This is a genomic window from Rhodanobacter koreensis (assembly GCF_054782855.1).
The window spans coordinates 1,034,549-1,046,690 of the sequence record NZ_BAAGRR010000002.1 but is presented as its reverse complement, the minus strand read 5'-3'; the positions used below and the strand labels follow the sequence as shown (position 1 = coordinate 1,046,690).

The following is a 12,142-nucleotide window of genomic DNA, read 5'->3' as shown; positions in this document are numbered from 1 at the left end:
CCTCGTTCCACCAACCCCTCTATGCCTGAGCACGGACATGACTCCCGAAAACATGCTGAAAGAAGGTCGGTTGGACGAGGCGCTGCAAGGCCTGACCGCGCAAGTGCGCGGCAACCCGGCAGACGCGAAGGCGCGGGTGTTCCTGTTCCAGTTGCTGTCGCTGCTGGGGCAGTGGGAACGTGCGCAGAACCAGCTCAAGGTGAGCGGCGAGCTCGATCCGCTCAACGCGCTGATGGTGGGCGCGTACAGTCGGGCCCTGCTCGGCGAGCTGGAACGGCGGGACGTGATGACCGGCATGCGATCGCCGATGGTGATCGGCGAACCCGCGCAATGGCTGGCACTCCTGCTGCAGTCGCTCAAGCTGCTGGCCGAAGGCCGGCATGCGCAGGCGCAGCCGCTGCGCGAGCAGGCGTTCGAGCAGGCCGAGGCGGTGAGCGGCAGCATCGACGGCACGCCGTTCGAGTGGATCGCCGATGCCGACCCGCGCTTCGGTCCGTGCCTGGAGATGATCGTCAACGGTGGCTACGCCTGGGTGCCGTTCGCGCGCCTGAAGGAACTGCAGTTCGACCCACCGGTCGACCTGCGCGACAAGGTGTGGGCGCCGGTGCAGGTGACGTGGAGCAACGGCGGCCAGGCGGTGGGTTTCATTCCGTGCCGTTACCCCGATTCCGAACGCGCAGCGGACAGCGAACTGGTGCTGGCGCGCAGGACTGACTGGACCGATCTCGGCGGCGAGTGCTACGCAGGCTCGGGTCAGCGCATGCTGGCCACCGATGCCGGCGAATACCCGCTGCTGGACATCCGCAGCATTTCATTCAACGCGGCCTGAGCAGGATACGTCATGGCCGAACTCACTACCCAGGAACGCTTGCAGCCCTCGCTGCTCGATCGCCTCACCGACGACGAGCCGGGCAAGGCCGACGAGAGCCGCGAGAAGCGCGTGATCTCGGCCACGCGGCTGCGCGACTGCGTGGCGCGCGACATGTCGTGGCTGCTCAACTGCGTGAACCTGAGCACGGACGAGGATCTGGCCGACTACCCTGAGGTGGCGCGCTCGGTGCTCAACTTCGGCATCCCCGATCTCACCGGCACCGCGTTGTCGGGCGTCAAGGCCGACGTGCTGCAGCGCCAGGTGCGCGACGCCATCCTTGCGTTCGAGCCGCGGCTCACGCCAGGCACCCTGCAGGTCACCCTGAACACCGATGCCCAGCGCATGGATCGCCGCTCGCTGGTGTTCAACATCGCATCCGAAATGTGGGCGCAGCCGATTCCGCTGAACCTGTACCTGAAGACCGAAGTGGACCTGGAGACGGGCAAGTTCAACGTGTCGGAGAGCTTCGGATGAGAGCCTGACCATGGACCCGCGCCTGCTCCGTTATTACAACCGCGAGTTGCAGCACGTCCGCGAGATGGGCGGCGAGTTCGCGCGCGAGTATCCGAAGATTGCCGGGCGCCTGGGCATGGAAGGCTTCGAGTGCGCCGACCCGTATGTGGAGCGGCTGCTGGAGGGCTTCGCCTTCCTCGCCGCGCGCGTCCAGCTGAAACTCGACGCGCAGCATCCGGTGTTCACCCAGCATCTGCTGGAAATGATCTATCCGCATTACCTCGCGCCGGTGCCCTCGATGGCGGTGGTGCAACTGCATCCCGATCCGAAGGAAAGCGCGCTGGCCACCGGACACACGGTGGCGCGGCACATCGCGCTGCGCGGCCTCACCGGGCACGACGAGCGTACCGCCTGCGAATATCGCACCGCGCACGACGTCACGCTGTGGCCGCTGGAGCTGGTCGAGGCGAAGTATTTCGAGACACCCGCCGCGCTCGCCGCCGCCGGTGTGCCGATGCCGGCGAACAAGACGGTGCGCGCGGGACTGCGGCTGAAGTTCACCGTCACCGCCGGTGCGCAGGCGAACATGCTGGCGCTGGACGAGCTGCCGGTGTTCCTAGCCGGCGCCGACGAACTGCCCAAGCGCCTGTACGAACAGCTGCTCGGCAATGCGGTCGGCTACGTGGTGCGCACGCCGGGCGCGGGTGGCACGATCAGCGAGAGCTTCGACGCCGGCGCCATCCACGACAAGGGTTTCGCCGACGACGAGGCGCTGCTGCCATACACCGACCGCTCGTTCAGCGGCTACCGGTTGCTGCAGGAATATTTCGCCTGTCCGGAACGTTTCCTGTTCGCGGTGTTCACCGGGCTGAAATCGGTGCTGGCGCGTTCGCAGGGCAGCGAGTTCGAGATCGTCGTGCTGTTCGACCGCAGCGTGAGCCGGTTGCACAACGCGGTGGACGCGGGCAACTTCCGGCTGTTCTGCACGCCGGCGATCAACCTGTTTCCGCGCCGCGCCGACCGCATCCACCTGCAGCAGGGGCGCACCGAGTACCACATCCTGCCGGACCGCACGCGGCCGATGGATTTCGAGATCCACAGCGTCACCGAAGTGGAGGGCTTCGGCGATCGCCAGGAACCCGAGCAGCGCTTCCAGCCGTTCTACGGCAGCGACGAGCGCACCTGGCACAGCGGCAGCGCCGCGTTCTACACGATCCGCCGCGAACCGCGCCTGCTGTCGTCGCGGCAGAAGCTGCAGGGCGCGCGCTCCAGCTACGTCGGCAACGAGGTGTTCATCGCGCTGGTGGACGCCAGCGACGCGCCGTATGCGACCCAGCTGCGCCAGATCGGCATGCGCCTGCTGTGCACCAACCGCGACCTGCCGCTGCAGATGCCGGTGGGCAAGTCGCGTACCGATTTCACGCTCGACACCGGCGCGCCGGTCACCTCGATCCGCTGCGTGGCTGGCCCCACCAAGCCGCGCGCGCCGGCGGCGAACGGCGAGACGGCATGGCGACTGGTCAGCCACCTGCAGCTCAACTACGTGTCCTTGCTGGGCGACAGCAACGAGGAGGGCGCCGCGGCGCTGCGCGAGATGCTCACGCTGTATTGCGACGAGTTCGACGCCGGTGCGCGGCGCCAGATCGAGGGCATCAAGGCAGTGCGTGCCGAGCCGGTGGTGCGGCGCATTCCGGTGCCGGGGCCGATCAGCTTCGGCCGCGGGCTGGAGATCACGCTGACCTGCGACGACGGTGCCTTCGAGGGCACCGGCGCCTTCCTGCTCGGCTCGGTGATGCAGCACTTCTTCGCGCGGTACGTCTCGGTGAACTCGTTCACCGAGACCGTGCTGCGCACCCTGGAACGCAACGAGGTGGCCCGATGGCCCGCCCGACTCGGCAAACGACAGATCCTGTAGCGCTGGAGCGCGCGCTGCGCGAACAGCCGGAAGCCTTCGATTTCTTCGAGGCGCTCCGCCTGATCGAGTGCGCGCATCCCGAGCGGCCGCGGCTGGGCGAATCGACCAAGCCGGCCGAGGATGCCGTGCGCCTGTGCCAGACGCCGACGCTGGCGTTCGCGCCGCGTTCCGTGGATCGCTACGAGCCCGCCGCGGACGGCAAGCCGGCGCGCCTGCATGGTCTGTTCCTCGGCCTGTTCGGGCCGAATGCGCCGCTGCCGCTGCACCTCACCGAGTACGCGCTCGATCGAGAGCGCAACGCGAAGGACGCCACCTTCACCGCGTTCGCCAACATCTTCCATCACCGCATGCTGAGCCTGCTCTACCGCGCCTGGGCGGACTCGCAGCCGACGGTACAGCTCGATCGTCCGGACGAGGACCGTTTCCGCCTGTACATGGGCGCGCTGGTGGGCCTGTCGACACCGAACCTCGACGGTCGCGACGCGCTGCCGGACCAGTACAAGCGCTTCTTCGCCGGTCGCCTGCTGACCCAGGCACGCAATGCCGAGGGGCTGCGCAGCCTGCTCGAACACTTCTTCCATATCCCGGTGCGCATCGTGGAGTTCGTCGCCGAATGGATGCGCCTGCCGAACGCCGCGCATCTGCGGCTGGGCGCCTCGCCGGAAGTGGCCGGCATGGGCCGCACCGCGGTGATGGGTGAATACGTGTGGGGCTCGCAGCAGCGCTTCCGCCTGCGCCTGGGGCCGCTGACGCGCGCGCAGTTCAACAACTTCCTGCCCGGTGGCGAGGCGCTGCGCCAGCTGGTGGCCGCGGCGAAGACCTACGTGGGCGAGGAAAAAGCCTGGGACGTGCAGCTCGTGCTGAAGCAGGCCGAGGTGCCCGTCACGCGGCTGGGGCAGGCCGGCCGCATGGGCCTGTCCACCTGGCTGGGTCGTTTGCAGCAGAGCGCGGACGCCGATCACGTCGTACTCAAGCCGGTGGGGTAGCGCATGGCTTTTCCACCGTTCGTCCATTTCATCGTCGCGGCGACCGCTGTCGTGCCGCCATCGCAACCGCAAGGATAGATTCATGGCCGAGATTAGTCGCAGCGCCCTGTTCGGCAAGCTCAACAAGCTGGCCTATCGCGGCATCGAGAGCGCCACGGTGTTCTGCAAGTTGCGGGGCAACCCGTACGTGGAACTGGTGCACTGGATCCACCAGATCCTGCAGTTGCAGGATTCGGACCTGCACCGCATCGTCAAGCAGTTCAACCTGAATCCGTCGAACCTGGTGCGCGACGTCACCGACGCGCTGGACCGCCTGCCGCGTGGTTCCACCACCATCTCCGACCTGTCCAGCAACGTCGAGGAAGCGGTCGAGCGTGGCTGGGTGTTCGCCACCTTGATGTTCGGCGAGGCGCAGGTGCGCACCGGCTACCTCATGGTCGGTGTGGTGCGCACGCGCCACCTGCGCAACGTGCTGGTGGGCATCTCGGCCGAGTTCGACAAGATCAAACCCGAGGCGTTGGCCGAGAAGTTCGCCGAAGTGGTGGCAGGCTCGCCCGAGGATGGCCAGAGCGCCAGCGACGGTTTCCACATGGGTGGCGCCGCGCCGGGCGAGGCCAGCGGCGCGATGGGCCCTGCACAGATGGGCAAGCAGGAAGCGCTTCGCCAGTTCACCGTGGATCTCACCGAGCAGGCGCGCAACGGCAAGATCGATCCGATCGTCGGTCGCGACGAGGAGATCAGGCAGGTGGTGGACATCCTCATGCGTCGCCGCCAGAACAATCCGATGCTGGTGGGCGAGGCCGGTGTGGGCAAGACCGCCGTGGTCGAAGGCTTCGCGCTGCGCATCGCCAACGGCGACGTGCCGCCGCCGCTGAAGGACGTGGAGCTGCGCACCCTCGATGTCGGTCTGCTGCAGGCCGGCGCCAGCATGAAGGGCGAGTTCGAGAACCGCCTGCGCCAGGTGATCGAGGAAGTGCAGTCGTCGCCGAAGCCGATCATCCTGTTCATCGACGAGGCGCACACCCTGGTCGGCGCCGGCGGTGCGGCCGGCACCGGCGACGCCGCCAACCTGCTCAAGCCCGCGCTGGCACGCGGGAACCTGCGCACGGTCGGTGCCACCACCTGGGCCGAGTACAAGAAGCACATCGAGAAAGACCCGGCGCTCACCCGGCGCTTCCAGACCGTGCAGATCGACGAGCCCAGCGAGGAGAAGGGCATCCTGATGATGCGTGGGGTCGCCAGCGTGATGGAGAAACATCATCGCGTGCAGATTCTCGACGAGGCGCTGGAAGCCGCGGTCAGGCTGTCGCATCGCTACATCCCCGCGCGGCAGCTGCCGGACAAGGCGGTGAGCCTGCTCGACACCGCCTGCGCCCGCGTCGCCATCAGCCAGCACGCGGTGCCGCCGGAAGTGGACGACACGCGCAAGCGCATCCAGGCGCTGGAAACCGAGTTGGGCATTATCGGCCGCGAGAAGACCGTGGGCGTGGACGTGGCCGAGCGCGAGGCCAATGCCAACGAGAAGCTCGCCACGCAGAAGACGCGACTGGAAAAGCTCGAAGCCGACTGGCAGGCCGAGAAGGTGCTGGTCGAACAGATCCTCGCCAGCCGCGCCAAGTTGCGCGGGGACGCGGCACCGGTGGAAGGCACCGGCAGCAAGCTGGAACAGGCCGCGAACGCCGAAGCCGAGACCATCGTTCCGGAGCCTGCGCTAAGCGATGCCGAGCGTGCCGCCGCGCTGGAGCAACTGAAAGGCCTGCAGGCGCAACTGGCCGAATTGCAGGGCGAGCATCCATTGATCCTGCCCACCGTGGATTATGTTGCCGTCGGTTCCGTGGTCGCCGACTGGACCGGCATCCCGGTCGGCCGCATGGTCAAGAGCGAGCTCGAGACGGTGATGAACCTGGCCAGGCTGATGGGCCAGCGCGTCATCGGCCAGGACCACGCGATGGAGATGATCGCCAAGCGTATCCAGACTTCGCGCGCGGGCCTGGACAACCCCAGCAAGCCGATCGGCGTGTTCATGCTCGCCGGCACCTCCGGCGTCGGCAAGACCGAAACCGCGCTGGCGCTGGCCGAGGCGCTGTACGGCGGAGAGCAGAACCTCATCACCATCAACATGAGCGAGTTCCAGGAAGCGCACACCGTCTCCACGCTCAAGGGCGCACCGCCCGGCTACGTCGGCTACGGCGAAGGCGGCGTGCTCACCGAAGCCGTACGCCGCAAGCCGTACTCCGTGGTGCTGCTGGACGAGGTGGAGAAGGCCCATCCCGACGTGCACGAGATCTTTTTCCAGGTGTTCGACAAGGGCGTGATGGAAGACGGTGAGGGCCGCTCCATCGACTTCAAGAACACCCTGATCCTGCTCACCACCAACGCTGGTACGGAGCTCATCGCCAGCCTGTGCAAGGACCCGGAGCTGATGCCCGATCCCGACGGCATGGCCAAGGCATTGCGCGAGCCGTTGCTGAAGGTCTTCCCGCCCGCTTTGCTGGGTCGGTTGGTGCCGATTCCGTATTACCCGCTCAGCGAAAAGATGCTCGGCGAGATCGTGAAGCTGCAGCTCAACCGCATCAAGAAGCGCATCGAAGCGCGCTACCGCATTCCGTTCGATTACGACGACGAAGTGGTAAGGCTGGTGGTGAGCCGCTGCACCGAGAGCGAATCGGGTGGCCGGATGATCGATGCGATTCTGACTAACAGCATGTTGCCGGATGTTTCGCGGGAGTTCCTCAATCGCATGATCGAAGGCGTGCCGGTGACGGGGGTGAAGGTCGGAACCGGCGATGCAGGGTTTTCGTATGCGTTTGCCTGAGCCGTCGGGCCAGAAGTGAACCCGATCCCGTTTTCTGTTTTATCCAAACATAGTCAGGAGAAGGCATGAGACTTACGGAGGGGCAGACAGGGGCTTGCCATGCAGGTGGCGAGGATGTCGTCTACCCGGGAATAAACACCTGCATGACATTGACGGTCGTCTACAAGGATCCCGCATATGTCGTCGGTGGGCATTTTTCGCGGCCAGTTACCGGGATGGCGAGTGTCGCGCCACTGCAGGTCGTCCAGAACATGCGCTCGAAGCAGGCGCTGATCGGGACGGTTTCCGCGATTTATCTGATCGGGGCGAGGAATGTCTGGGGTTCGACAGAAATGGCACCGCTCTACGATTTTGTCGGCGAGTTGAACGACGCATTTGACAAGCTGGAGGAATTCGATACGACGAGCTGGAGCAGCGTCGATATCACATTCGGGCATCTCGGAGACATTGTCGTGGCGCCCACGGCGAGCGGGCAGGTTGGTCAAGGACAACCACCCGCGCGGTGGATGTAGATCCGATAAATGAGGTTCGACGCGCTGACGTTCGAGGTGGTCTATGTCAAATCCAAGGGCGCTGCGCTATGTGCGTGCATGCAGTGCTGGGTGGATGAGAAATCGACTCGTTGCGCTTCCTGGGCAACGCCGTTGGCAGGAAAAATGACTGGGTTAACTTTCCGATCCGCATGCCTGGTCAAACAAGTGAAACCGGCGCTTTTCTTCGTTTGATGGTCGAAAGTTAATATCATGGGAGAGAGAGAATGGCTTTTAATTTAGGGTGCAGCTGCAGGGTATGGGCCATCGATGGTTGGGTGAATGATGGGCAGGCGACCAACGTCAACAACAACATCGTCGCTTTGGGCACGATGCTGTTTACCGAAAACTATGCGGGAACCCATGATCAAAAGGTAACCCAGTTCTTGCCTGCCAGGATATCTTCTTCCACGACACACAATTGCATCATCTATGGGGAGTTTGAATATCCAGGCGATGTAACCCCGACGCATATGTGGATGGAGTATCTCGGTTATATCTACGATACGATTCCCGGTAATCCATTGTGTAGAATTCTTGCAACGGCAGTGACCAGAAGGCACCCGCCAAGTGGTTATTTATATAATGCGAATCAGATTGGCAGCGTCAATTATTTTCTGTCTCAGGCTCAGGAGACCATTCTTAATAACGCGGCGGGTCACTGGGCTGCTGCTGCGGCTGGTGGTCGCGCTATCGAATGTTTCAATCCGTAGGCGATGGAGCGAAGCGGATCAGGTTCACTTTTTGTTTGCTTTCCGAGGTAAATAGCCATGCAACCCGCTGCCCGCCTTACCGACATGCATGTCTGCCCGATGGTGACCGGCATCGTGCCGCACGTCGGCGGCCCGATTTCCGCGCCCGGTGCGCCCACGGTACTGATCGGCGGCCTGCCGGCAGCGCGAGTGGGCGACATGGCGGTGTGCGTGGGGCCACCGGACAGCATCATCGTGGGTTCGCCGAAGGTATTGATTGGCGGACAGCCGGCGGCGCGCATGGGCGATTCCTGCGCGCACGGCGGCACGATCGTGCTGGGATGTTTCACGGTGTTGATCGGGTGATGGGGGCAGGTGTGAACCGCAATTCGTCCAACGTCGTCGTTCGCGAGCCAGCCATGCGCATGGCTGCCCCGAACCATGCTGTCGTGCTGAAGCAGGCGATGCAGGCGCATCAGGCAGACGACCTGGACACGGCCGAGCGGCTGTATCGCGAGGTGCTGGAACTGCGCGTGGCGCAGCCGGATGCGCTGCATTACCTGGGTGTGCTCAGCCACCAGCGCGGGCGCAGCGAGGAGGGCGTGGAGTTGATCCAGACGGCGCTGCAGATCACGCCTAGGCATCCGGATGCGCACAACAACCTGGGCAATATCCACAAGGAGCGCGGGCGTCTGGCCGAGGCGGAGGCATGCTACCGACGCGCGCTGGCGTGCGGGCCGCAGCATTACCAGGCGCTGAGCAATCTCGCGGTGGTGCTGGAGGCGCAGGAGCGCGGGGAAGAGGCGCTCGATGCCTACACGAAGCTGGTGCAGCAGGCGCCGCAGTTTGCGCCGGGGCATTACCTGCTGGGCCTGTTCCTGCGCAACTACGCGCAGAACATCGAACATATGGAACAGTCGGTCGAGTGCTTTCGCACCGCTTTCGCGCTGGACGATCGCTTGCTGCGCGCGCTGGAGCAACTGGGCGTGTCGTTGTACGCATTGCAGCGCCGCGACGAGGCGGTGCAGGTGTACCGCGACTGGCTGGCGCGGGATGCGGACAATCCGGTGCCGCGGCACATGCTGGCGGCCTGCGGCGGCGCCGATGCTCCGCCACGCGCGGATGACGCCTACGTGCGCAACTTGTTCGACGGTTTCGCCGACAGCTTCGACGAGCAGCTGCTGCACAACCTCAACTATCGTGCGCCGCAGGTGCTCATCGATGCGTTGGGCGAGGTGTTGCCCGCGCCGGCCTCTGCGCTGGACGTGCTGGACGCCGGCTGCGGCACGGGTCTGTGCGCGCCGTTGATCCGCCCGTTCGCACGCCGCCTGGTCGGTGTGGATCTGTCCGGCGGCATGATCGGGAAAGCACGCCAGCGTGGTGGTTACGACGAGCTGGAGGTAGCCGAGCTCACCGCCTGGCTGCGGGCGCATCCGGCGGCCTACGACGTGGTGCTGTCCGCCGATACGCTGGAATATTTCGGCGAGTTGCTGCCGGTGCTGGTTGCGGCGCGGGCGGCACTGCGGCCCGCTGGCTGGCTGGCTTTTACGGTGGAGGCGATGGCCGGCGATGCGGGCGAGATCGAGCTGACGTCCAGTGGCCGCTATCGCCATTCGCGCGGTTATGTGGAGCGCATGCTGCAGTCGGCGGGTTTCGAGGACGTGCGCATCACCGCCGATACCTTGCGCAAGGAGTTCGGCCAGTGGGTGGACGGCTGGGTGGTGCTGGCACGGCGAACGGATGGATAGGGTCGGGACGTGCAGGGCGTGAGCGGGCGGTAAGCAGCAGGCGGATCGGTGACGACAGGGGTATGACGATGGACGGGATGTGGACATTGAAGCGGATCGCCCGTCCGCGGAGGCGGTTCGGATGACTCACGCGATAACCATTTGTTCCCGGCATGACGACGCGCTGCTCTTTGCGAGCATGGTTGCGTCGGAACACCTGGGCAAGTTGTTCGACTGCAAGGTGCAGTTCCTCAGCGCGAACCCGAGCGTGGACTTGCGCAAGCTGCTCGGCAAGCCGATGACGGTGAAACTGGTGGCACCGGATGGCTACACGCGCTATTTCAACGGCATCGTCAGCGAGGCGGCGCAGACCGGTTTCGAGAGCATCAAGGACGTGCAGTACGCGGCCTATCACGCGACCCTGGTGCCCAAGCCCTGGCTGCTCACGCGCAAGATGGACTGTCGCATCTACACCAAGATGAGCGTGCCTGACATCGTCAAGCAGGTGCTTGGCGACATCGGCTACGCTGACGTCAAGGTCGATCTCAGCGGCAACTACCCCACGCGCGACTACTGCGTGCAGTACCGCGAGGACTGCTTCAACTTCATCAGCCGGCTGATGGAACAGGAAGGCATCTACTACTACTTCACCCACACGGACAGCACACACACGATGGTGCTGGCCGATAGCCTGGGTGCACACGCGGCGGTCAAGTCGTTCGAGACCATTCCGTATTGCCCGCCGACGCAGGGCGGCAAACGCAATGCGGCGACGATCGGCGCATGGAGCGCGGCGCGCTCGGTGCATTCGCTGAAGTACCAGCTTACCGATTACGACCCTTTGAAGCCGAAGACGTCGCTGCTGGCCACCGAGTCGATCGACAACGGTACCGACTATCACGGCGTCACCGGGCTGGACGTGTTCGACTATCCCGGTTCGCACGACCTGACCACCGATGGCCAGCGCTATGCGCGGGTGCGTGTGGAGGCATTGAATGCGCAGCACGCAAAGTACGCCGGCAGCACCGATGCCTGTGGCGTGGCCACCGGCGCGTTGTTCACGCTGAAGGATTTCCCGCAGAAGGCGCTGGACCAGGAATACCTGGTGGTCGGCACGCTGATCAGGCTGGAGGAGTCCGATTACGTTTCCGGCAGCGCGGGTGCCGAGCCGTTCAGCTGCAGCTTCGAGGCGATCACGAGCCAGCAGCCCTACCGCAGCCTGCCCACGGCGGTGAAGCCGAGCATTGTGGGCCTGCAGACGGCGGTGGTCACCGGCAGCGATACCGATGAGGACATCGCGGTCGACCAGTACGGCCGCGTGCAGGTGACGTTTCACTGGAACACGCCGGACAAGCCGAACGCGCAGAGTTCCTGCCCGGTGCGGGTGGCGTCGCCATGGGCGGGCAAGAACTGGGGCGCGGTGAGCATTCCGCGCGTGGGCCAGGAAGTGGTGGTGAGTTTCCTCGAGGGCGATCCGGATCGGCCGCTGATCATCGGCAGCGTCTACAACGCGGTGAACACCGTGCCGTACGCGCTGCCCGACAACAAGACGCAGAGCGGCATCGTCAGCCGCAGCCTGCTGGGCGGCACGGCGGATGCCAACGAGCTGCGCTTCGAGGACAAGGCCGGCAGCGAGGATTTCTTCATCCACGCGCAGAAGGACATGCACGAGGAAGTGGAGAACGATCACGTGGTGGCGATCGACCACGACGAGACGATCACCATCAAGAACGACCAGACCGCCGACATCAAGCACGACCGCAAGCACACGGTGGGCAACGACGACAAGCTCGACGTCACCCAGAACGGCACCACCACGATCGGGCAGAACTTCAAGCTCAGCGCGGGCAACCAGATCGAACTGGTCACCGGTGCGTCCAGCATCGTGATGAAGAGTTCCGGCGAGATCGAGATCCACGGCGTCAACGTCAAGATCATCGGCGACATGTCGGTGAAGGTGGAAGGCCAGACCGAGGTTGGCGTCAAGGCCGGCGCCACCATGGACATCGGTGCGGGCGCCAGCGTGAAGGTGCACTCCGACGCGATGATGAGCGTGGAGGGCGGCGCGATGACCACGGTGAAAGGGCCGATGCTGACGCTCAAGGGCGACGGCATGGCGCAGTTGTCCGGCGGCATCATCATGATCGGCTGAG

10 protein-coding genes are annotated in these 12,142 nt (G+C 64.8%); all 10 read left to right on the top strand.

Annotation, left to right across the window (positions count from 1 at the left end; all coding sequences use genetic code 11):
• Positions 1 to 37: 37 nt before the first annotated feature.
• The 10 genes from ACYVKM_RS10500 (at position 38) to ACYVKM_RS10455 (ending at position 12,141) form a co-directional block, all read left to right on the top strand.
• Positions 38 to 829 (top strand): type VI secretion system accessory protein TagJ, encoded by a 792-nt coding sequence (locus ACYVKM_RS10500; RefSeq protein ID WP_460877528.1) that lies wholly within the window; start codon positions 38 to 40, stop codon positions 827 to 829.
• A 12-nt stretch (positions 830 to 841) separates the two neighbouring features.
• Positions 842 to 1,345 (top strand): type VI secretion system baseplate subunit TssE, encoded by a 504-nt coding sequence (tssE, locus tag ACYVKM_RS10495; protein WP_460877527.1) that lies wholly within the window; start codon positions 842 to 844, stop codon positions 1,343 to 1,345.
• A gap of 10 nt (positions 1,346 to 1,355) precedes the next feature.
• Complete coding sequence (gene tssF / locus ACYVKM_RS10490) at positions 1,356 to 3,239, top strand: type VI secretion system baseplate subunit TssF (RefSeq protein WP_460877526.1); 1,884 nt, start codon at positions 1,356 to 1,358, stop codon at positions 3,237 to 3,239.
• Positions 3,203 to 4,225 (top strand): type VI secretion system baseplate subunit TssG, encoded by a 1,023-nt coding sequence (gene tssG, locus ACYVKM_RS10485; protein WP_460877525.1) that lies wholly within the window; start codon positions 3,203 to 3,205, stop codon positions 4,223 to 4,225. Before tssF ends, tssG begins: the two co-directional genes overlap by 37 nt.
• An 82-nt stretch (positions 4,226 to 4,307) precedes the next feature.
• Positions 4,308 to 7,040, top strand: coding sequence for a type VI secretion system ATPase TssH (gene tssH, locus ACYVKM_RS10480; RefSeq protein WP_460877524.1), 2,733 nt, complete (start codon positions 4,308 to 4,310; stop codon positions 7,038 to 7,040).
• Positions 7,041 to 7,183: 143 nt separating this feature from the next.
• On the top strand, positions 7,184 to 7,552 hold the full coding sequence (locus ACYVKM_RS10475; protein ID WP_460877523.1) for a hypothetical protein: 369 nt from the start codon (positions 7,184 to 7,186) through the stop codon (positions 7,550 to 7,552).
• A 245-nt stretch (positions 7,553 to 7,797) separates the two neighbouring features.
• Complete coding sequence (locus ACYVKM_RS10470; protein WP_460877522.1) at positions 7,798 to 8,283, top strand: hypothetical protein; 486 nt, start codon at positions 7,798 to 7,800, stop codon at positions 8,281 to 8,283.
• A gap of 57 nt (positions 8,284 to 8,340) precedes the next feature.
• Entirely contained in the window at positions 8,341 to 8,628 is a 288-nt protein-coding gene (locus ACYVKM_RS10465) for a PAAR domain-containing protein (protein ID WP_460877521.1), read from the top strand.
• Between the two features lie 53 nt (positions 8,629 to 8,681).
• Complete coding sequence (locus ACYVKM_RS10460) at positions 8,682 to 10,010, top strand: tetratricopeptide repeat protein (protein ID WP_460877520.1); 1,329 nt, start codon at positions 8,682 to 8,684, stop codon at positions 10,008 to 10,010.
• A 121-nt stretch (positions 10,011 to 10,131) separates the two neighbouring features.
• Complete coding sequence (locus ACYVKM_RS10455; protein ID WP_460877519.1) at positions 10,132 to 12,141, top strand: type VI secretion system Vgr family protein; 2,010 nt, start codon at positions 10,132 to 10,134, stop codon at positions 12,139 to 12,141.
• The last annotated feature ends 1 nt before the right edge of the window (position 12,142 follow it).

Coding starts and splice junctions, on each gene's coding strand:
- ACYVKM_RS10500 (WP_460877528.1), top strand. CDS start 38: ATGACTCCCGAAAACATGCTGAAAGAAGGTCGGTTGGACGAGGCGCTG.
- tssE (WP_460877527.1), top strand. CDS start 842: ATGGCCGAACTCACTACCCAGGAACGCTTGCAGCCCTCGCTGCTCGAT.
- tssF (WP_460877526.1), top strand. CDS start 1,356: ATGGACCCGCGCCTGCTCCGTTATTACAACCGCGAGTTGCAGCACGTC.
- tssG (WP_460877525.1), top strand. CDS start 3,203: ATGGCCCGCCCGACTCGGCAAACGACAGATCCTGTAGCGCTGGAGCGC.
- tssH (WP_460877524.1), top strand. CDS start 4,308: ATGGCCGAGATTAGTCGCAGCGCCCTGTTCGGCAAGCTCAACAAGCTG.
- ACYVKM_RS10475 (WP_460877523.1), top strand. CDS start 7,184: ATGACATTGACGGTCGTCTACAAGGATCCCGCATATGTCGTCGGTGGG.
- ACYVKM_RS10470 (WP_460877522.1), top strand. CDS start 7,798: ATGGCTTTTAATTTAGGGTGCAGCTGCAGGGTATGGGCCATCGATGGT.
- ACYVKM_RS10465 (WP_460877521.1), top strand. CDS start 8,341: ATGCAACCCGCTGCCCGCCTTACCGACATGCATGTCTGCCCGATGGTG.
- ACYVKM_RS10460 (WP_460877520.1), top strand. CDS start 8,682: ATGCGCATGGCTGCCCCGAACCATGCTGTCGTGCTGAAGCAGGCGATG.
- ACYVKM_RS10455 (WP_460877519.1), top strand. CDS start 10,132: ATGACTCACGCGATAACCATTTGTTCCCGGCATGACGACGCGCTGCTC.